The sequence below is a fragment of the Streptomyces sp. NPDC001513 genome (genome assembly GCF_042894695.1).
GTDB lineage: Bacteria > Actinomycetota > Actinomycetes > Streptomycetales > Streptomycetaceae > Streptomyces.
The window spans coordinates 227849-247808 of sequence record NZ_JBIAVU010000002.1 but is presented as its reverse complement, the minus strand read 5'-3'; the positions used below and the strand labels follow the sequence as shown (position 1 = coordinate 247808).

Annotated in this window: 14 protein-coding genes; 8 read left to right on the top strand and 6 right to left on the bottom strand. The window is 72.8% G+C overall.

Annotated features, from left to right (window positions below; genetic code table 11):
- Positions 1–70: 70 nt before the first annotated feature.
- Entirely contained in the window at positions 71–1327 is a 1257-nt protein-coding gene (locus ACFYZ4_RS04790) for a cytochrome P450 (RefSeq protein WP_390783244.1), read from the top strand.
- A gap of 73 nt (positions 1328–1400) precedes the next feature.
- On the opposite strand, the gene ACFYZ4_RS04785 is transcribed toward ACFYZ4_RS04790, so the two are convergent.
- The 4 genes from ACFYZ4_RS04785 to ACFYZ4_RS04770 all read right to left on the bottom strand — a co-directional run bounded on the left by ACFYZ4_RS04785 (position 1401) and on the right by ACFYZ4_RS04770 (position 8830).
- A complete protein-coding gene (locus tag ACFYZ4_RS04785; RefSeq protein WP_390783052.1) occupies positions 1401–2576 on the bottom strand; it encodes a serine hydrolase domain-containing protein in 1176 nt (391 codons plus the stop codon).
- A 468-nt stretch (positions 2577–3044) separates the two neighbouring features.
- Complete coding sequence (locus ACFYZ4_RS04780) at positions 3045–4595, bottom strand: molybdopterin-dependent oxidoreductase (protein WP_390783243.1); 1551 nt, start codon at positions 4593–4595, stop codon at positions 3045–3047.
- Positions 4596–4791: 196 nt separating this feature from the next.
- Positions 4792–7113 (bottom strand): alpha-N-acetylglucosaminidase, encoded by a 2322-nt coding sequence (locus ACFYZ4_RS04775; protein ID WP_390783051.1) that lies wholly within the window; start codon positions 7111–7113, stop codon positions 4792–4794.
- 28 nt (positions 7114–7141) lie between these two features.
- Entirely contained in the window at positions 7142–8830 is a 1689-nt protein-coding gene (locus tag ACFYZ4_RS04770; protein WP_390783050.1) for a ricin-type beta-trefoil lectin domain protein, read from the bottom strand.
- 156 nt (positions 8831–8986) lie between these two features.
- Between ACFYZ4_RS04770 and ACFYZ4_RS04765 the strand changes: the two genes are divergently transcribed.
- Positions 8987–9628, top strand: coding sequence for a TetR/AcrR family transcriptional regulator C-terminal domain-containing protein (locus tag ACFYZ4_RS04765; RefSeq protein WP_351292556.1), 642 nt, complete (start codon positions 8987–8989; stop codon positions 9626–9628).
- 14 nt (positions 9629–9642) lie between these two features.
- Positions 9643–10593 (top strand): serine/threonine dehydratase, encoded by a 951-nt coding sequence (locus tag ACFYZ4_RS04760; RefSeq protein WP_351292554.1) that lies wholly within the window; start codon positions 9643–9645, stop codon positions 10591–10593.
- A 25-nt stretch (positions 10594–10618) separates the two neighbouring features.
- Here the strand turns inward: ACFYZ4_RS04760 and ACFYZ4_RS04755 are convergent, their stop codons facing one another.
- Positions 10619–11092 (bottom strand): universal stress protein, encoded by a 474-nt coding sequence (locus tag ACFYZ4_RS04755; RefSeq protein ID WP_390783049.1) that lies wholly within the window; start codon positions 11090–11092, stop codon positions 10619–10621.
- A 189-nt stretch (positions 11093–11281) separates the two neighbouring features.
- Here ACFYZ4_RS04755 and ACFYZ4_RS04750 point away from each other — a divergent pair, with 189 nt between their 5' ends.
- Entirely contained in the window at positions 11282–11647 is a 366-nt protein-coding gene (locus ACFYZ4_RS04750) for a hypothetical protein (RefSeq protein WP_351292550.1), read from the top strand.
- An 80-nt stretch (positions 11648–11727) separates the two neighbouring features.
- Here ACFYZ4_RS04750 and ACFYZ4_RS04745 read toward each other — a convergent pair whose 3' ends face one another.
- Positions 11728–13077 carry a DUF4157 domain-containing protein gene (locus ACFYZ4_RS04745; RefSeq protein ID WP_390783242.1) on the bottom strand — a complete coding sequence of 450 codons (1350 nt, stop codon included), beginning with the start codon at positions 13075–13077 and terminating at the stop codon, positions 11728–11730.
- Positions 13078–13678: 601 nt separating this feature from the next.
- Between ACFYZ4_RS04745 and ACFYZ4_RS04740 the strand changes: the two genes are divergently transcribed.
- From ACFYZ4_RS04740 to ACFYZ4_RS04725, 4 genes are all read left to right on the top strand, one after another.
- Positions 13679–15013 (top strand): ABC transporter substrate-binding protein, encoded by a 1335-nt coding sequence (locus ACFYZ4_RS04740; RefSeq protein ID WP_390783048.1) that lies wholly within the window; start codon positions 13679–13681, stop codon positions 15011–15013.
- Between the two features lie 65 nt (positions 15014–15078).
- Positions 15079–15972 (top strand): sugar ABC transporter permease, encoded by an 894-nt coding sequence (locus tag ACFYZ4_RS04735; RefSeq protein ID WP_351292576.1) that lies wholly within the window; start codon positions 15079–15081, stop codon positions 15970–15972.
- Positions 15969–16847 (top strand): carbohydrate ABC transporter permease, encoded by an 879-nt coding sequence (locus ACFYZ4_RS04730; protein ID WP_390783047.1) that lies wholly within the window; start codon positions 15969–15971, stop codon positions 16845–16847. Before ACFYZ4_RS04735 ends, ACFYZ4_RS04730 begins: the two co-directional genes overlap by 4 nt.
- Before the next feature lie 56 nt (positions 16848–16903).
- Positions 16904–19927 carry an alpha-mannosidase gene (locus ACFYZ4_RS04725; RefSeq protein WP_390783046.1) on the top strand — a complete coding sequence of 1008 codons (3024 nt, stop codon included), beginning with the start codon at positions 16904–16906 and terminating at the stop codon, positions 19925–19927.
- Positions 19928–19960: the final 33 nt, after the last annotated feature.

The following is a 19960-nucleotide window of genomic DNA, read 5'->3' as shown; positions in this document are numbered from 1 at the left end:
CCCGCCCCCGAGGCCGCACTGTTGACCGAGTTTCTTTCATCAGGTCAGGAGAGCCGGCTTGTCGTCCCCGATGTCACCCGTCCCGTCCGCCCCGGACGCCCCGCACGTCATCGACCCCGCCGGGGGCTGCCCGCACGCCCTCAACGCCCGGCTGCGCGCCGCGCACGGCCCGGTGGCGCAGGTCGTGCTCCCCGGCGGGGTGCCCGGAGCGGTCGTCCTGGGCCACGACGCGCTGAAGGAGTTCCTCGGCCACCCCGAAGTGGCCAAGGACGCCCGGCACTTCCCGGCCCTGCACGACGGCAGCATCCCCCGCGACTGGCCGCTGCGGGCCTTCGCCAACGCCCAGGGCATGCACACCGCCGACGACGCGGACCACCGCCGGCTCCGCGCCCTCGTCGGCAGGGCCTTCACCGCCCGCCAGGTGGAAAGGCTGCGGCCACGCGTCGAGGAGCTGACCGCCGAGCTCCTCGACGACCTGGCCCGGGCCGCGGCCGAAGCCCCCGACGGGGTAGCCGACCTGCGCGAGCACTTCGCGCTCCCGCTCCCGATGAGCGTCATCTGCGAGCTGCTCGGGGTGAACCCCGAGCACCGGGGACGGCTGCACCACCTGTCCCACAAGGTGATCATCGCCACCGACACCACCCCCGCCGAGGCGATGGCCGCCGTGCGGGAGCTGGTCGAGCTGATGGGCACGATCGCCGCCACCCGCCGGGAGGCCCCGGGCGAGGACCTCACCAGCGCCCTGATCGCCGCCCGCGAGGACGACGGCGACCAGCTCAGCGAGGCCGAACTCATCGGTACCATGCGGCTGATGCTCGTCGCGGGCCACGAGACCACCCTCAACCTCATCAGCAACGCCGTACGCGCCCTGTGCACCCACCGCGACCAGCTCGCCCTCGTTCTGGAGGGGAAGGCGACCTGGTCGGACGTGGTGGACGAGACCCTGCGCTGGGACGGACCGGTCAGCTGGTTCCCCTTCCGCTACCCCACGCGCGACCTGACCGTCGACGGCACCGTCATCCCGCAGGGCACCCCGGTGCTCGCCGGCTACACCGCGGCCGGCCGGGACGGGGCCTTCCACGGCCCGGACGCCGACCGCTTCGACATCACCCGCCCCAGCGCCGCCCGCAACCTCTCCTTCGGGCACGGGGCGCACTACTGCGTGGGCGCCCCCCTCGCCCGCCTGGAGGCCACGACCGCCCTGGAGCGGCTCTTCAGCCGCTTCCCCGACCTCGACCTCGCCACGCCCGAGGCCGAACTCCCGCACCAGCGCAGCTTCATCGGCAACAGCGTCGAGACGCTGCCGGTCCGCCTGTCCGGAAACTGACGCGCCCGCCGCCCGCCGCCCGCCGCCCGCCGCCCGCCGCCCGCCGAGACCGGTCCCGGCGGGCGGCGGACCGTCATCCCAGCGTGAGGGGCCGTTCCGGGGCCAGGTGGCCGGCGATCGCCTGCAGCACGAGGGAGCTGGCGTTCTGGACCGTGCTGCCGAGCCCCTGCGTCGCCACCGTCGCGATGGCGATCTTCCTGGACGGCAGGTAGGCGACCGTGCCCGCGTAGCCGGCGAAGGACGGGTTCTGGACGATCCAGGTGTTCTGCACGGGCAGGCCCAGCGCGTACCAGGTGTCCCCCTTGACCTTGACGACGCCGGTGAGCTGAGCCTTGTGCGACGCGGGCGTCAGCAGTTTTCCCTCACCGATCGCGGCGAAGGACTTCGCCGCGTCCTCCAGGGTGCCCGTCATCACCGAGCCCGGCGCCAGCGTCCACGACGGATTCCAGTACGTGGCGTCCTCGAACACGCCCCGTTCGTTGTCGAAGGAGTGCAGCACCGGCTCGGGGATGTCCGCCTTCGAGGAGATGGCCGTGTGGCTCAGGCCGAGCGGCTTGAGGACGTCCTCGACCATCACCTCTTCGAGGGGCCTGCGCCGCACCTTCGCGATGATGTCGCCCAGGATCACCCAGTTGGCGTGCGAGTAGACGAAGCCCGAACCGGGAGGCAGCACCAGGGGCTTGGAGACCGAGATCTTCACGCGCTCCTCCGCCGTCCAGGTCCGGAAGGGGTTCTCGTAGAGCGCGTCGACGAAGCCCTTGTCGGTGACGTAGTCCGCGTACCCGGAGGAGGTCGAGGCCAGCATCTTCAGCGTGATCTCGTCCGCGTGCGGAAGGTCCGGGCGCCAGCGGGAGATCTTGTCGTCGAGCGCGACCTCGCCCTCGTCGACGAGTTTGAGCAGCGCGGTCGTCAGATAGGGGATCGCGATCGCCCCGATCCGGAACCGCATGTCCGTCGTCGCGGGGAAGCCCGTCATCGTCTCCCCGGCCGCGGACGTCGCGACGCGTTCGCCGTCGACCCACACCTCGGCCATCGCCGCCGTCAGCTTGTACTTCCCGAGGGCCTCGGTGACCTGCCGCGCGGTGAAGTCCTCCGTATCGCCCGGAAGGCACGTACCGCCCCGGGAGACCTGGCCGGCCGGGCAGTCCTTCGCGGCGCTCTCGGCGCGGCTCAGGGTGCAGCCGCCCACCAGCGAAGCGCCCAGCAGCAGGTTCAGACACGTGAGGGCGAGGATCCTGGAACGGCGCACCGTGGTGCCTCCATGCGGGTCGAAGGCGAAGTTCCCCCACCTCGCGGTTGCAGGCCCCGTCACGCACGCTAGCCGGGGGTACCGCCCGGTGCACTCCGGAGGCGTTCCGGGAGTGACGAGGCCGGCGCCCCCCGGCCCGCACTCGGGGTTCCGTGCGACCAGGTCCGGCACGTCCGGCGCGAGCCAGTCCGCGATCCTGCGCTGCGGGGTGTTGCCGCAGTCGGTGTTCACCCCGCCCGGGTAGATCTCTGCCGTCCCCGTTCTGCGTGAACCTGGCCCGTCCCACCGTCGGCCCGGTCATCGCTCCCGCGTCCTGCACGTCGTCGGTGCCCAGCAGGTCGTGCCAGGAGGCGTAGAGCCCGCAACTGCCGTTGATCCGGGCGGCCACTCCACAGATGGCGGTGAGCATTCCGTGGATGCGCCGCCGGGGCAGTCCGGCCGCCGAGGCGCTTCGGCCGCCCGGGCGGTTCAGCCGAGGGCCTTCACCTGCACCTCCACCGAGTGCCACCCGGTCGCCCCGTCCGGCACGGTCCCGGCGCGGACCCCCGTCTGGACCGCGCCCGTGCCGTCCGTTGCACGGACCTCCAGCGTGTGCCGCCCGGGCGTCGCCTCCCACGGCCACACCCACTGCCGCCAGGTGTCCACCCCGTCCGCGGCCCCGAGCCGCGCCTGCCGCCAGGGGCCGCCGTCCACCCGTACCTCGACCGCCTCGATCCCGCGGTGCTGCGCCCACGCCACCCCGGCGACCGCCACCCGGCCCGGCGCCAGGTCGGCGTACGGGCGCGGGGTGTCGATCCTCGACTGCGTCTTGACCGGGGCCTGCTGCGCCCAGGACCGCCGCACCCAGTAGGCGTCGTACGCGCCGAAGGTGGTCAGCCGCAGCTCGGTGAGCCATTTGCACGCGGAGACGTACCCGTACAGGCCCGGTACGACCATCCGGACCGGGAAGCCGTGCGCGAAGGGCAGCGGCTCGCCGTTCATGCCGACGGCCAGCAGCGCCTCCCGGCCGTCCATGACGGCCTCGACGGGCGTGCCGATCGTCATGCCGTCCACCGAACGCGACACCAGCTGGTCGGCCGGACCGCCCCGGGACGGCGGTCGCACCCCCGCCTCGCGGAGCAGGTCGGCGAGGCGCACGCCGAGCCAGCGGGCGTTGCCCGCGTACGGGCCCCCGACCTCGTTGGACACGCAGGTGAGGGTGATGTCGTGCTCGACCAGGGGCCGGCTGAGCAGCTGGCGGAGGTCGAGGGTGAGGGGCCGCGTGACCCCCTCGCCGTGGATGCGCAGCCGCCAGGTGTCCGCGTCCACGCGGGGGACGACCAGGGCGGTGTCCACCCGGTAGAAGTCGCGGTCGGGGGTGAGGAACGGGCCGAGTCCCGGCACCCGCAGGTCCGCGCCGACCGGCACCGGCGGCGCGGGCACGGTGGGCCGGGGGAGGACGAAGCGGGCCCGCGAGGCGGTGGCGCCGGCCGAACCGTGGGCCCCCAGTCGCCGCCCGGCGAAGCCGGCCGCGACCGAGGCCGCGAGGACGCCGGTGACCAGCCGGCCGAAGCCGCGCCGGTCCATGGACCAGGCCCCTCCCCCGGACCCCGTCCCGGCCGGCCGGGGCCGCGTCGCCGCCGTGACCAGCAGGTACAGCACCCCGGCCGCGATCAGCCCGCCCAGCAGCGAGGGCAGCGCGTCCCGCCATCCGGCCTCCGGACGGCTGAGCGCGGCCGCCGCCCCCAGCAGCCCGAACCCGCCCGCGACCGCGATCCCGGCGGGCAGGTGGCGTACGGAAAGCAGCCCGGCCAGGGCGGCCACCGCGGCCAGGACGACGACGATGCCGAGGGTCAGCACCAGCTTGTCGGAGGGGCCGAACAGCCGGATGGCCCACTCCCGGACGGCCACCGGCGTCAGGTCGACGGCCGCCCCGCCGACGGCGGTGACCGGCGCGGACTCGGGCCGCACGGCGGCCGCGGCCAGCTGCGCGAACGCCAGCCCGGCGACGGCCGCGACGATCCCGCTGACGGCGCCCATCACGCGCCGCGGCCGCGCGGACCGGCTCGGGTCTGCCTCCACACCGCAAGTGTGCCGCGCCCGGGCGGTCCCGTGGCGGCGCCGTGCCGCCGCAGGGGGCGCCGTCGCACCCGAAAGGCAGGCCGTGACGCCGCTCCGCGGGCCCGCCCGGACACCGGGCGGGCCCGCGGAGCGGGTCGGAGCGGGCCGGCGCGGGTCAGCCGGTGGACGCCGGCGGGAGGGCCGCCGCGACCGCGGCGGCCAGGCGGTACGGGTCCCCGCTCGGCCGGTCCGGGTGCCGGGTGGTCCGCCCGGCCCACTCCTCCTCGAAGGCGGGCCAGTCGATCGCCCGCGGCGCGGCCCGCCGCACCAGCGCCTCCTCCAGCGCCCCGAAGTGGAGCGCCCACCGTCGCGCGTACAACTCCGAGACCAGGCCGCTCCATTCGCGGTTCGCGTAGTCGTGCAGGAAGCCGCCCTCGCTGGTGCTGCGGCGGCCCCACACGCTGAGCAGGGAGCGGGTGTCGTAATCGTACCGGTCCTGCTCCGCCCGGTCGGCGCCCCACGAGCGGGCCCCGGCGAGCCGGCTGCCGAGGAGGAAGTTCGGGTCGGAGCCGGTCACCGCGTCCAGCCTCGTCTCGCACTCCCGCCATTCGGCCGTGAGCTTGCGGAACAGGGGCAGGTCCTTGGCCTCGTAGGCGGCCTTGATCCTCGGCAGCAGCACCCGCGAGTGGTTGGCGAGTGCCTGTCGGGCGGTGTCGACCAGGTCGAAGCGGTAGGCGCTGGAGCCGCGCAGCTCCGGGGCCACCTTCAGCAGCTGGTCCAGCGCCCTGCGGACCGAACCGGCGGGATAGCGCATCGACTTGGGGCTCCAGTACGCCGCCCCGGCCGCGGTCAGGCTCGGGCGGGCGGTGAACAGGCTGTCCTGCGACTCCGACCACAGCCCCGAGGAGGTGCTGTACGGCCCCTTGCGCAGCTCTTCCCAGGCTGCGGCGGCCGCGGGGTCGGGCCGGCCGTAGCGGCGGGCCGCGAAATCGGCGAACCACTTCCGCTGGTCGATCACCCCCGGCTCCCAGGCCAGGTCCGTGAAGAGGTCGAAGGCCGCCGGGTTGGTCCCGGTGGCCTCCGGCAGGTAGGCGATCCCGGCGAGCGCGCTGTTGTCCTTGGCACGCCAGGGGCCGAACCGTTCGAGCCACACCGAGGTGTTCGCGCCGATCGTGGTGTGCCCGCCGAAGTTGTAGATGGTGCCCATCGCGTACGGGGCGCCGCTCCAACGGGCCTCGCGGTCCAGCCGGTTGTACCGGTCCGAGAGCCCGTCCAGGATCAGCAGCCTCGACGTGTCCACCCCGGCCAGCAGCTCCGGGGTGGGGTCGTCCTGCCAGCCCAGCACCGCCCACAGCGCGCCCGGGTGGGCGGCGTGCAGCGCCCGCTGGATGGCGCCCGCGGCCGCGCCGACGTCGACGGACCCGGTCTGTCCGCCCTCGTGCAGCGGGCTCATCCGGTACATCGTGCTGTCCCCGAACACCGCGCGCTGCTCGGCGTAGTACGCGGCGGCGAGCCTGCGGAAGACGGGCGAGGCGGGGTCCAGCCAGTCGGGACGGTCGAAGCCGGCCCAGTCGCCCTGGGCCACCGTGTCCGCCCCGGGATTGCGCGCGGCGAAGTGCGGCGGCACGGTGCCGAAGTAGCCGGGCAGCACCGGGGTCATGCCGAGCCCGCGCAGCTGCTCGGCGATCCGCCCGCCCAGTTCGGCCCGCTCCCGCATCAGCCGCTCGGTGACCGGGCCGCCGAATCCGCTCAGGTTCTGCAGCAGCCACCAGCTCTGGTGGGCGGGGCCGGGGATCCACTGCCGCAGCTCCTCGGCGGAGTAGCCGAAGCCCTGGAGCGCCCGGTAGTACGGGTACTCCGCGCCCACCTGCACGAACACCTCGTTGATGCCGTGCAGGGCGAGCAGGTCGATCTGCCGCTGGTGCTCCTCGAAGGTGCGGTACGGGCCGGAGTATCCGTCGTCGGTGTCGTTGAGCGCGTACCGGTGCGGGACCTGCGCGCTGCGGGTGACCGGCGCGGGAACGGTCGGCAGGCGGGCGGGCAGCAGGCCGATGCTGTCGCCGGGCCAGCCGATGTCGGCCCCGGCGACGTGCTGGAGGTACCAGCCGACGCCGGTGAGCAGGGTGGCTCCGGTGCTGCCGCGCACGGTGATCGCGCCGGTGGTCCCGGACACGGTGAAGGTGTCGGCGCCGGCGGCCGTGTCGGGCACCAGGGTGAACTGGCCGTGGTGGCGCGGGAGCAGCCGCTCCAAGGCGGCCCGCGCGGGCGCGGTGTCGAAGCTCCGGCTCCGGGGCGCGACCGCCTGCGCGGCGGTCCGTACGGCCCCCCGCGCATCGGCCGGCGCATCGGGCCGTACGGCGGCGGGTGCGGGCGATCCCGCCCCCGGGGCGGTGGCCCCGGGGGCGGGCCCCGCGCAGATCAGCGCCAGCAGCGCCGCGGGAAGAGCGGCGAGGGCGAGCGGGCGGGGGCCGGGCAGCCGGCGCCCGCCTCGCGTCATCGGGTTCCTCATCCTTGCGCCCGGGCCGTCAGACCGGCAGGGCCCAGGCCTGGTCGACCCGGTGGTCGCCGCAGGCGGTCAGCCGCAGTCGCGCGGCCGGGGCGTCCGGGGTCGCGGCGGCGGCCGGCGCGGTCAGGCACATCCCGCTCGCCTGCTCCACGAGGGCTCCGCCGCGCAGGTGCGTCCAGCTCTGGCCGGCCTGCCGGTCCTGCGCGGGCGCGCAGTCGGCCAGCTCCACGAGGCCGTCGTCGCCGGCGGAGAGGCACTCGCCGGCCAGCCGCAGGCTCGCGTCGTCGCCCAGGATCCAGCGCTGGTCGGGGGCCCCGGTGCAGGCGGCCATCACGATCGCGCCGACGCCGGTGGTGTTGGCGCCGTCGGCGCACCGGGCGCCGTCACCGACGACCTGCCCGGTCGGCACGGCCTCGGCGCAGCCGCGCGGGCTGAGCCGCCAGACCGCGGTGTCGTGCCCGGCCAGCCTCCCGGTCAGCGCGTCGGAGACCTCCCGGCGGGTGCCGTTCCACAGGTCCTGGGCGTCGGCCGTGCAGTCGCTCAGGCCGATCTCGTCGAGCGGCACCCTGATGTCCCGGGTGGTGGCCGAGCGGTTGAGCACGGCCACCGCGCGGTCGCCGTTCGCGAGCGGCCGGGTCAGGATCTCGAAGGTGGCGTTGGAGGAGACCACCGCACCCTGACGGCCCATGGGGTCCTGGTCCAGCTCGATCATGCGGGTGTTCCCGAGGGCCGCGAGCCCCTGGGAGGTCAGCCGGGAGACCTCGGAGGACAGGATGAACGGGGACGCCATCATCGCCCAGAGGGCGACCTGGCTGCGGCTCTCGGCGGCCGTGAGCCCGGGGGCGCCCGCGATCAGGAAGTCGGGGTCGTTCCAGTTGCCGGGGCCCGCGTACCGGCCGAGCCAGCGGTTGTAGCCGTAGTTGCCCAGCACCGCACTCCACCGTGAGGTGGCGGGCGCGGCCGGGTTGTAGACCTTGATGTCCTTGCCCTCGCGCCACAGCTGGCCGGTCTCGCCGACCCAGCCGAGGACCTTGTGCCAGTCGGAGCCGCCCCACTCGCCCTGCTGGAAGTAGGCGGGCGCGGACGCCGACAGGACCATGTCCCGGCCGCTGTCGCGCAGCGCCTTCGCGACGCCGTTGTAGGCGTCCCGGTAGGCCTGCTCCTTGGTCTGCCCCGGCGGCACCCACAGGTTGCAGCCGTCCATCTTCACGTAGTCGACGTTCCAGGAGGCGAACTGCCGGGCGTCCTGGGCGTAGTGGTCGGCCCCGCCGCCCTGGGGCGCGCCGCTGCCGGGGTACTTCTCGCAGGTGAGGGAGCCGGCGTCCTGGTAGATGCCGAACTTCAGGCCCTTCGCGTGCAGATAGTCGCCGAGCCAGGCCATGCCGTGGGGGAACTTCGCCGTGTCGACGACCAGAGCGCCCCGCGCGTCCCGGCTCTTGGTCATCCAGCAGTCGTCGACCGTCACCGTGTCGTAGCCCTTGGCGGCGAGCCCGGTCGACACGAGCGCGTCGGCGTTGGCGACGACCTTGGCCTCGTCGATGTCGCACATGTAGTGCGCCCAGTTGTTCCAGCCCATGGGCGGGGTGAGCGCGAGCGGGGTGTCCGAGGTCGCCCGGGGCTCGGCCGCCACCGGGGCGGGGGAGAGCGCGAGGGCGAACAGGGCGGCCGCGGTCAGACAGGGGAGCGACGCACGCAGGCGAGGCGGCACTGAGTCTCCTTGACGTGGGGGCAGGCGTGCGCCCAGTGCAGCGATGCGATTACCCACTGTCAACAAAAGTCGCTGATTGTCAGCCAATGACCAGCAATATGGCTGCAATCGATGTCACACGAAAGAGTCGATACGTCGTATGTTACGGTGTATCTCATGCCGCGCAGATCAGACGCCCTGGACCGGGCCACCCCCGAGGCCATCGCCGTCGCCGCCTTGCGGATCCTCGACGAGGAAGGGCCGGAGCGCCTCAGCTTCCGCACCCTCGCCGACCGGCTCGACGTCTCCCACGCCACCGTCCAGCGCCGCTGCACCGACCTCGCCGGGCTGCTCGACCTGTGCACCGAGCACCTGGCCGCGCAGCTCCCCGAGATCCCCGCCGGCACGGACTGGGCGCAGGCCACCGAGCAGCGGTTCCGCGCGCTCTACCTGCTGCTCACCGCCCACCCCGGACTGCTGGTGCTGCGCGGCGGCCGGCCCTGGCTCGGCCGCCAGCTCCTCGCCCGGCTTGTCGAGCCCGCCCTCGCCGACAGCGTGGCCGCCGGGCTGACCGCCGCCGAGGCGATGACCGTCTACCGCCGCATGTACCTGCTCACCCTGGGCAGCGCGGCCTTCGTGGACCACCGCGACCCGGCCGCCGCTACCGCCGCCTCGCGGGCCGCCCTGGCCGCGCTGGATCCGGCGGAGTTCCCCGTGCTCTCCGGCGGACTGGCCGACGTACTGCCGCCCCTGACGGACCACGAGGTGTACTACGGCGCCCTGCGCCAGCTGATCGAGGCCGCCCGGCCCACCACCTGATCGGGAGACAGACCGTGCAAGCAGCACCCGCACAGCAGCTCGACTACGCCGCCGTACGCGCCGCCGCCGACCGGATCGCCGGCGGGACACGGCCCGTCGTGGTGGCCCCCGCGGCCGACGAGGGGGTCTGGTACGCGCTGGAGTACCTCCAGCACACCGGCAGCTTCAAGGCGCGCGGCGCCCGCAACTTCCTCGCCGCCCACCACGAGGCGGGCGCCCTCCCGGCCGCGGGAGTCACCATCGCCTCCGGCGGCAACGCCGGTCTCGCCTGCGCCTGGGCGGCCCGCGCGCTGTCCGTGCCCGCGACCGTGTTCCTGCCCGCCAACGCCCCGCGCGTGAAGGTGGACCGGCTGCGCGGATACGGGGCCGAGGTACGGCTCGTCGGCGACCGGTACGCCGAAGCGCTCGCCGCCTGCGAGGAGTTCGCCGCCGCGAGCGGGGCGCTGAGCAGCCACGCCTACGACCACCCGCTCATCGCGGCGGGCGCCGGGACGCTGCTCGACGAGATCCGGGCCGCCCTGCCCGGGCTGGACACCGTGGTCGTCGCGGTCGGCGGCGGCGGACTGTTCGCCGGCGTCGCCACCGCCGCGCGCGAGCACGGCGTACGGGTGATCGCGGCCGAACCGGAGAACTGCCGGGCCCTGAACGCGGCCCTGGCGGCGGGCCGGGTCGTCGACGTGGCCGTGGACTCGGTCGCCGCCGACTCCCTGGGGGCCACCCGGGTCTCGGCGGACGCGCTGGCCGCCGCGCAGGAGAAGCACGTGACCTCGGTGCTCGTGCCCGACACGGCGATCACCGCCGCCCGGCGCGCCCTCTGGGAGGAGCACCGGATCGTGGTCGAGGCGGGCGCCGCCACGGCCCTGGCGGCGCTGCGCGGCGCGCCGGAGCCGCTCGGCGAGCGGGTCGCCGTCATCCTGTGTGGGGCCAACACGGACCCCGGGGACCTGGTGACCCCCACGGCCTGACCCCGCCGCCGGCCGGCGGTGCTCTTCAGCCCTCCTCGTCCGCGGCCTCGCGGACGACCACGACGGTGCCGGCGGAGTACTGCACGACCTGCTGGCTCACCGAGCCGAGCAGGGCGCCCTTGAAGCCGCCGTACCCGCGGGTGCCGACCACCGTCAGGTCCGCCTCCTTCGAGGCGTCCACCAGGATCTGCGCCGGGGATCCCTGCTCGACGCGGCGGAACACCGGCACGCCGGGCGAGGCGCCGACGGCCGCGTTGACGGTGTCCGCCAGCTTCCGCCGGGCCGCCTCCTCGGCCGTCACCGCCTCGGCGTCCGCGACCTCGGCGGCCACCGGAGCGATGGCGAACGGATTGCGGTTCCACTCCCAGGCCATGACGGCGTGCACCCGGCCGCCCGTCATCCCGGCCTGCGCGACGGCCCAGCGCAGGGCCTCCTTGGAGTGGTTCGAACCGTCCACGCCGACGACGATCAGAGGCTCGACGGTGTCCTGCTCGCTCACGGTGCTTCCTCTCGCTTTGCCCGAATAGTCGATCTCCTCCTTGTATACCCGGAAGCGCGGCCCGACCTCGAACGACGATCGTTGTGACGGCCGACGACTTTCGAGGACAGCCCCGGGCCGCCGCCCCTTGTGAGGGTGTGAGTGTCCAGGCGACCGCCGCCGGACACGGAGCGACATGGAGGAACGGGCGTGGCTCAGCGCAAGGGTTGTCTGATCGGGTGCGGCGTGGCGCTGGTGCTGGGTGTGGGCCTCGCGGTGGCCGTGGTCTTCGGGATGGGGAAGGTCCTCGACATGGCCGACAAGACCCTGGTCGACCCGACGGTCTACGCGTCCGTGAAGACCGGCGACGCGGAGAGCGAGGTCCGCGGCAGGCTCCCGTCGGGCGAAAGCTTCGTCAAGAGCGCCCTCAAGGAGGGCGGACCGGCCGAGCCCGAGGGCAGCACCTGCTCCTGGTACCTCTCCAGCGGCGACACCAAGAACGGCAAGGAGACCGTGCTCCGCTTCTGCTTCAAGGACGGCAAGCTCGCGGAGAAGGCGGAGTACCCGATGCAGTAGGCACTGCGCCGCCCCCGCCGCACGCGGATGCCCCGGACCGAGCCGGTCCGGGGCATCCGCGGCGCTCTGTCCTGACGCGGCTACGGCAGGTCCTGCCCCGACCTGTTCTTCACGAGTTCGACATTCTCGACGAACATCTGGAAGAGCAGCTGGCTCGCACCGAGCTCCCTGCCGTTCTTGCCGTTCGCCCCCTGCGCGATGCCCAGGCTGTAGGGCTCCTTGTCCTCGGCCTTCACGCCGACGTACCCGCCCAGGGTGCCCTCGTTCGCGCTCGCGTTCTTGTAGGCCCCGCCGCCTTCGTTCGCCTTGCGGATCAGGTCGTTCTTGTAACCCGGTCCGAGAGCCATGTGGTCCTGGTTGAAGAGGAGTTCGTGGGCCCCGGGCTTCAGCGTGAACTTCAGCTGGACCGCGTAGGGAGCGCCTTGGGTGTCGTAGTACCCGTCGGCCTGACCCTGGTCGCCGAGATGGGCACCTATCGTCAGGCCCCCGAGCTTCTCATCCCTGAAGCCCTTCGCCGTGCCCTCACCGGCCGCCACGTACTCCAGCAGTCGGTCACGTGAGGCCGTGTCGCCCCAGTAGGTCAGGGCGCTGTGGGCCTCCTCGAAACTCATGGACCGGTACAGCTCCATCCTCCCGGAGTCCGCTCCCATCTGCGCCAGATCGGCCAGGAGCTTGGGGCCGACGGTCTTGACGATCTCGTCGATCGTCCGCGGAGGCTTGTGGGCCTTGAACTTCTTCGCGGCCGCCTTGGACGCGGCGATCTGCTTGGCGCGGTCCTTCGCGGCGCTGCTGCTGGATGCGCCCAGTCCCGCCTTGTCCTCCCAGTACTCGACCGTCATCCGGTCCTGAGGGTTCTCGACGCGCTGTACGGAGGGACGTGCGCCGGAGGCGGTTGCGGGCGCCGCATGGCGCTGCACGTCCGGGGCGGCGTGGGAGCCGCCCGCCATGACCCGCTTGGCGTTGGCCTCCGCTTCGCGCTCGAACCGGTCCGACGGGTCCGAGACCTTCAGCCCCGTCCCGTTGTCGGTGCCCGCGACGGGGCCCTGGCGCTGCTGGATGACGTGGGTGAGTTCGTGGGCGAGGGTGTGCTTGTCGTGGCCGCCGTCGCCTATGACGACATGGCTGCCGGAAGTGTAGGCGCGGGCGCCCACTTCGGCGGCGGAGGCCTTGGCGGCGCTGCCCTTGTGGATGCGCACATCGGAGAAGTCCGCGCCGAGCCGGGCTTCCATGTCGGAGCGCGTGGCGTGGTCCATGGGGCGCCCGGGAGTGCGCAGGACGTCGTGGACGGCGGACCGTTGCACCGCGGGCTGCTGGGTCTGCTGGTGTCCGCATCCGTCGGTGTGCTGGTGCTGTTCCCGGTCAGAGGACTGCCCGGCCCGGCGGAGCATCTGCACGACCGCGGCGTTGCCCGCACCGGCTTGGAGTCCCATCAGCCCCACCGGCGGCGACGCCGCCCGCTGCGGACCCGCGGCGGAGCGGGAGGATTGCAGCAATTGGTCGTCGTTCTTCTGCGCCGGGCGGGGGTGCTTGGGGCTCACACGATCGCCTTTCACTACGTCGGGGCAGCCGCTTCGCGCGGCTGCCGGCCACCCCCCGAAGGGGCGGTCACCAGTCGTGACCAGGGGGTCTGAAGCATTATCCGCCAACTCGCGGGTGTGAAGCGAACATCGGGACGAGGGCCCGGCCCCCGCGGGAGGGGTGCCCCGACGCTAAAGCGCTTTCGCGCGGCGTGGGTAAAGCGCATTAGTGGGCCGCCTCGCGAACCGGCCATATGCAGAGGGGAGCTGATGGCGAGCCAGCTTCGTTATCGAATCGATATCACACTCAACCGGGTTTGTACTAAAGCGCATCAGTCCAGGTCAGTCCAGTCGCGTTGAGGTCAACTGGCGCACCCTTGCGCACTGTTGGGGCATTCGCCGTACGGGTGTCACCGGCCAATGATGGCTCCGCCTCATTGACGGGGTCCTGACTTCGGGCGACGGTGGGCAACGCCTCCGGCAAAGAGGCCGGACTTCTGCAAAGGCGGCGACGATGACCCGTTCGAACCCGACCCGTATTGCCGTGGCCGCGCTGGTGACCGGCGCCCTCCTCTCGACCGCCGCGTGCGGCCTCAGCGGTGGCGCCGGGGATGCAAAGGAGGCCGAGAAGACGGGCAGAGTGGCCGGTGAGATCACCTTCCGGACCCTCCAGCTGAAGCCCACCTTCACCGCGTACGTACAGGGGGTCATCGACGCCTTCGAGCAGAAGTACCCCGAGGCCAAGGTCACATGGGAGGACGTCCCCGGCGACGGCTACAACGAGAAGCTCGTCGCGGACGCCCAGGCCGGGGCCCTCCCGGACGTGGTCAACCTCTCCACCGACTCCTTCCAGCTCCTCGCCGACCGCGGCATGCTCGCCGATGTCGCCAGGCTCGACGGGGCGGCGGCCAAGGAGTACGTGCCGGGCGCCTGGGAGCAGTTCAAGCTGCCCGGCAAGGGGGACAGCGTGTACGCGTACCCGTGGTACGTGACGCCCGAGATCCTCACCTACAACAGAGAACTCTTCGAGAAGGCCGGCCTGGACCCGGCCAAACCGCCGGCCAGCGTGGAGCAGTTCTTCGACTACGCCGAGCAGATCGCCGCCACGTCCGGGGGCCGGTACTCCGCCTTCATGGCCGATCCCAAGGGCCGACTGCCGGGAGACTGGCAGAAGATGGGCGTCCCGATCCTCAGCGAGAAGCAGGACCGGTTCACCTTCGGCACCGACCAGGCCGTCGCCTGGGTGGAGCGGATGAAGGACCTGTACGCCAAGGGCGCCATGCCCAAGGAGTCCCTCCTCAAGTCCGACGACATCAACCAGCTCTACGGCGGCGGCAAGCTCGTGTTCGGCCCGGGCTCCCCGGGCTTCGTCAAGGACATCAAGCAGAACGCCCCGCAGGTCTACGCGAAGACCCGGGTCGCGGGAGCCGTCACGGGCAGGCTCGGCCACATCGGCATCTACGCCCAGTCGCTCGGCATCAGGAAGGACACCAAGCACCCCGACGCGGCGGCCGAGTTCGCGAAATGGGTGACCAACGGCCCCAACCAGGTGGAGTTCTCCAGGAAGGCCACCATCTACCCGTCCAACGCCCGGGGCCTCGCCGACCCGTTCTTCTCGGACCGGGGCGACGGCACCGACGCGGAGACCCTCGCCCGGGCGGTCGGCGCCGAGCAGCTGAAGACCGCCGCGCTCGATGCCAACACCCCCGTCCAGTGGACCAACCAGGTGGGCGACGCCGTCGTACGCGAGGTGCAGAAGGCCATCACGGGCGAGCAGGACCCGAGGACGGCGGTGAAGAAGGCAGAGGAAGCGGCGAACAGGCTCCTGACCGCCGCGGCCGACAAGTGACCGCCGTGGGCGGGAGCGGCGCCGCGATCGCGCGCGGGCGCCGCCACCGGGCCGCGCTGCGTGCCATGGAGGCCGATACGGGCCTGGTCCACCGCAGGTGGTGGACCCCCTACCTGTTCCTCGCCCCCGGTCTGGCGATGGTGGCGCTGTTCAGCCTCTGGCCGTTCGTCAACACCGTCGTCCTCTCCTTCACCGACGCGCAGATCCTTCGCGGCGGTACCTTCGTCGGCCTCGACAACTACCGCCGGGCCTTCGCCGACCCCGACTTCTGGGTCGCCGCCGGCAACAGCGTGCTCTACCTCGCGGTCGTCGTACCGTGCCTGGTCTTCCTCCCTCTGGCCCTCGCCGTGCTCGTCCAGGCCAGGATCCCCGGCATCGGGTTCTTCCGGTCCGCCTTCTACACCCCGGTGATCGCCTCGGCCGTGGTCGTCGGGCTGATCTGGCAGTGGGTGCTGCGCAGCGACGGTCTCGTCAACACCGTCTTCGAGCGGCTGAACCTCATATCCGAGCCGATCCCGTTCCTGACGGACTCCGCGATGCTGCTGGTCTCCGCGATGCTGGTGACCGTGTGGAAGGGCCTCGGCTACTACATGGTCTTCTACCTGGCGGCCCTCGGGAACGTCCCCGTCTCCCTCCACGAGGCGGCCGCCATCGACGGCGCCGGCCCCGTCCGCCGCTTCTTCAGCATCACCGTCCCCCAGGTGAAGCCGATGATGCTGCTCGTCGGCACCCTCTCCGCCATCTCCGCACTGCGCGTCTTCACCGAGATCTACATCCTCGGCGGTGAGAGCGGCGGCCCCGGCGGCGGGGCCCGCACCCTGCCGTTCCTCATCCGGCAGGTCGGCCTCGGCTTCGCCGGCGAGACCGGCTACGCCTCCGCCATCTCCATCCTGCTGTTCCTCCTGACCCTGGTCTTCAGCCTGCTGGGCCGCCGCCTGTCGAAGGGAGACGAGAGTTGAGCACCCCGCCCTCCCCGGGAAGCGCGCCGCCCCGGCGGGCCGGCGCCGACGGCCGCAGGCGCCGGTGGGCCGGCCCGGCCGCCCGCTACGCCACGCTCGTGCTGATGCTCGTCGTCATGCTGGGACCGATCGTCTGGCAGTTCCTCACCTCGATCCGCGGCCGCACCGAGAACGTGTACGACGGCGTGCTGCCCTCGCAGCCCACCCTCGACAACTACGTCCGGGTCGCCGAGTCCTTCCCGCTGCTCCAGTACGTCGGCAACACGCTCACCGTCGCGGTCCTCGCGGTCACCTCGAACCTGCTCTTCGCGGCGATGGGCGGGTACGCCCTCTCGCGGGCCGCGTGGAAGGGCCGCCGGGTCGTCTTCACCGTGCTCGTGGCGACCCTGATGTTCCCCTTCGAGTCCGTCATGATCTCGATGTTCCTCACGGTCCGCGAGATGGGGCTGGTCGACACCCTCATCGGCGTCTGGCTCCCCGGCGCGGTCTCCGTGCTCAACATCATGATCATGCGGGCGGCCTTCCTCGCCGTGCCCAAGGAGGTCGAGGAGGCCGCGGTCCTGGACGGCGCCGGCGAATGGACCCGCTTCACCCGGGTCTTCCTCCCCGCCGCCAAGGGCGCCCTGGCCGTCGTCTGCATCACCAGCTTCATGGGGGCCTGGGACGACTTCCTCTGGCCCCTGCTGGTCCTCACGAACAGCGACCACTACACCCTGCAGCTCGGCCTGAAGACCCTGGCCGGCGCCACCACCGTCAACGACCAGCGGCTCATCGCGGCCGGCGCCATGGCCGCGCTCCTGCCGATGATGCTCCTCTTCTTCGCCCTCCAGCGTTTCTTCTTCAAGGGCGTGGGCGAGGGAGCAGTCAAGACCTGACCCCACCCGCCCGCCCCACCGTCCGTACCGACCATCCCGTCCCTGGAGCAGCCGTCATGCACGACGACCGCAGCATCACCGAGCACCGCCTCCGCCGGGTCCTGAAGGAGCGGATCAAGCCCGCCGTCCACTCCCGCCCGGTCCCGCTGACCGTCGAGCGCTGGGAGGCGCCGGGCGAGCCCGTCCCCGTCGCCGAGGGCCTGGCGGCCCCGTACGGGCCCTGCGCGATCGGCGACCCGTGGGGCCCGGCCTGGGGCACCACCTGGTTCAAGGTCACCGGCGCCGTCCCGGTCGACTGGGCCGGCCGCACCGTCGAGGCCGTCCTCGACCTCGGCTTCGACCGGATGATGCCCGGCTTCCAGTGCGAGGGCCTGGTCCACCGGGCCGACGGCGGTGAGATCAAGGCGCTCAACCCCTACAACGACTGGGTCCGGGTGGCCGACCGCGCCGAGGGCGGCGAGCGCGTCGAGTGGTACGTGGAGGCCGCCTCCAACCCGGTCCTGGTCGACCACGCGGCCACGTCCGAGGGCGACCGGCTGACCAGCGGCGACCAGCCGCTCTACCGGCTCGCCCGGATGGACCTCACCGTCTTCGAGACCGAGGTGTGGGAGCTGGTCCAGGACCTGGAGGTGCTCTACGACCTGATGGTCCAGCTCGACACCGGCGACGCCCGGCGCCACGGGATCCTGCGGGCCATCGGCGCCGCCCTGGACGCGGTGGACCTGACGGACGTCCCCGGTACGGCGGCCGCCGCCCGCGCCGAGCTCGCCGGGGTGCTGGCCGCCCCCGCCGCCTCCTCCGCGCACCGGATCAGCGCCGTCGGCCACGCCCACATCGACTCCGCCTGGCTGTGGCCGCTGCGCGAGACGGTCCGCAAGGTCGCGCGCACCGCGTCCAACATGGTCAACCTGATGGACGAGCACCCCGAGTTCGTCTTCGCGATGTCGCAGGCCCAGCAGCTGGACTGGATCAAGACCCACCGGCCCGAGCTCTTCGAGCGGGTCAAGAAGAAGATCGCGGACGGGCAGTTCGTGCCGGTCGGCGGGATGTGGGTGGAGTCCGACACCAACATGGTCGGCGGCGAGGCCATGGCCCGGCAGTTCCTCTACGGCAAGAAGTTCTTCCTCGACGAGTTCGGCATCGAGACGAACAACGTCTGGCTCCCCGACTCCTTCGGCTACACCGCGGCGATGCCGCAGATCGTCAAGCTCTCCGGCTCCCGCTGGTTCCTCACCCAGAAGATCTCCTGGTCCCAGGTCAACCCCTTCCCCCACCACACCTTCTGGTGGGAGGGCATCGACGGCACCCGCGTCTTCACGCACTTCCCGCCCGTCGACACGTACAACTCCGACCTCGGCGGCGCCCAGCTGGCGCACGCCGCCCGCAACTACCGGGAGAAGGGCCACGGTTCGCGGTCGCTGGTCCCCTTCGGCTGGGGCGACGGCGGTGGCGGCCCCACCCGTGAACACCTCGCCCGCGCCAAGCGCCAGCACGACCTCGAAGGCTCCCCGAAGGTCCGGATCGAGCGCCCGGACGCCTTCTTCGAGAAGGCCCGCGCCGAGTACGAGGACGCGCCCGTGTGGGCGGGCGAGCTCTACCTGGAGCTGCACCGAGGCACCTACACCTCCCAGGCCAAGACCAAGCAGGGCAACCGGCGCAGCGAATCACTGCTGCGCGAGGCCGAGTTGTGGGCGGCCGGCGCCGCCGTGAAGGTGCCCGGGTACGCGTACCCGTACGAGGACCTGGAGCGGATCTGGAAGACGGTGCTGCTGCACCAGTTCCACGACATCCTGCCGGGTTCCTCCATCGCCTGGGTGCACCGCGAGGCGCGCGCGACGTACGCGAGGCTGCGCGAGGAGCTCCGGGGCATCACCCTCGCCGCCCAGCTGGCGCTCGCCGGGGAGGGCGCCGAGGAGCTGGTCTTCAACTGCGCCCCGCACGCCCGGCGCGGTGTCCCGGCCGGCGGGGCGGGGCGCCCGGCCGAGGCCGGGGAGCCGGTCACGGTGGAGGAGCGCCACGGCGGCGGGCACGTACTGGCCAACGGCCGGCTGCTCGTGGAGATCGACGGCCGCGGGCTGATCGTCTCCGTCTACGACCTGGAGGCGCGCCGCGAGACCCTCGCCCCGGGCTCCGCGGCGAACCTGCTGCAGATCCACCCCGACTTCCCGAACATGTGGGACGCCTGGGACATCGACGCGTTCTACCGCAACCGGGTCACGGACCTGGTGGACCTGGACGCCATGGAGGTCGCCGAGAGCGGCCCGGCGGCCGCCACCGTCCGGGTCACCCGCTCCTTCGGCTCCTCCACCGCCGTCCAGGCGGTCACGCTGCGGGCCGGGTCCAGGACGGTGGACATCGTCACGGACGTGGACTGGCACGAGACGGAGAAGTTCCTCAAGGCCGCCTTCCCGCTGGACGTGAAGGCCGAACGGACCGCCTCCGAGACGCAGTTCGGACACGTCTACCGGGCCACGCACACCAACACCTCGTGGGAGGCCGCCAAGTTCGAGATCTGCGCACACCGCTGGATCCACGCGGAGGAGCCCGGCTGGGGGGTCGCGCTGCTCAACGACTCCACGTACGGGCACGACGTCACCCGGGACGTGCGGCCCGACGGCGGCCAGACCACCACCGTCCGGCTCTCCCTGCTGCGGGCCCCGCGCTACCCCGACCCGGAGACCGACCAGGGCGCCCACACCCTGCGGTTCTCGCTCGCGCCCGGCGCGTCGATCGGGGACGCGGTCCGCGAGGGGCACGCGCTGAACCTGCCCGAGCGCACCCTGACCGGGGCGGGCCCGGTCGCCCCGCTGCTCTCCGTCGACGACGACGCGGTGGTCGTGGAGGCGGTGAAGCTGGCCGAGGACCGCAGCGGTGACGTGGTCGTCCGCCTCTACGAGTCCCGCGGAGGGCGTGCGTCGGCGGTCCTGACGGCGGACTTCCCCGTCTCGGCCGCGGTCGAGAGCGACCTCCTGGAACGCCCGCTGGCCGGCTCGGCGGTGGGCGCCCCCACCCCGTCGGGCGCGGTCCCGCTGACCCTGCGCCCGTTCCAGATCGTCACCGTCCGGCTCCACCGGGTCTGACCGGTCCGGACATACGGGTGACCCCGGCCGGCC

Coding starts and splice junctions, on each gene's coding strand:
- ACFYZ4_RS04740 (WP_390783048.1), top strand. CDS start 13,679: ATGACCCGTTCGAACCCGACCCGTATTGCCGTGGCCGCGCTGGTGACC.
- ACFYZ4_RS04725 (WP_390783046.1), top strand. CDS start 16,904: ATGCACGACGACCGCAGCATCACCGAGCACCGCCTCCGCCGGGTCCTG.
- ACFYZ4_RS04765 (WP_351292556.1), top strand. CDS start 8,987: ATGCCGCGCAGATCAGACGCCCTGGACCGGGCCACCCCCGAGGCCATC.
- ACFYZ4_RS04780 (WP_390783243.1), bottom strand. CDS start 4,595: ATGGGCGCCGTCAGCGGGATCGTCGCGGCCGTCGCCGGGCTGGCGTTC.
- ACFYZ4_RS04790 (WP_390783244.1), top strand. CDS start 71: ATGTCACCCGTCCCGTCCGCCCCGGACGCCCCGCACGTCATCGACCCC.
- ACFYZ4_RS04745 (WP_390783242.1), bottom strand. CDS start 13,077: ATGGGACTCCAAGCCGGTGCGGGCAACGCCGCGGTCGTGCAGATGCTC.
- ACFYZ4_RS04735 (WP_351292576.1), top strand. CDS start 15,079: ATGGAGGCCGATACGGGCCTGGTCCACCGCAGGTGGTGGACCCCCTAC.
- ACFYZ4_RS04775 (WP_390783051.1), bottom strand. CDS start 7,113: ATGACGCGAGGCGGGCGCCGGCTGCCCGGCCCCCGCCCGCTCGCCCTC.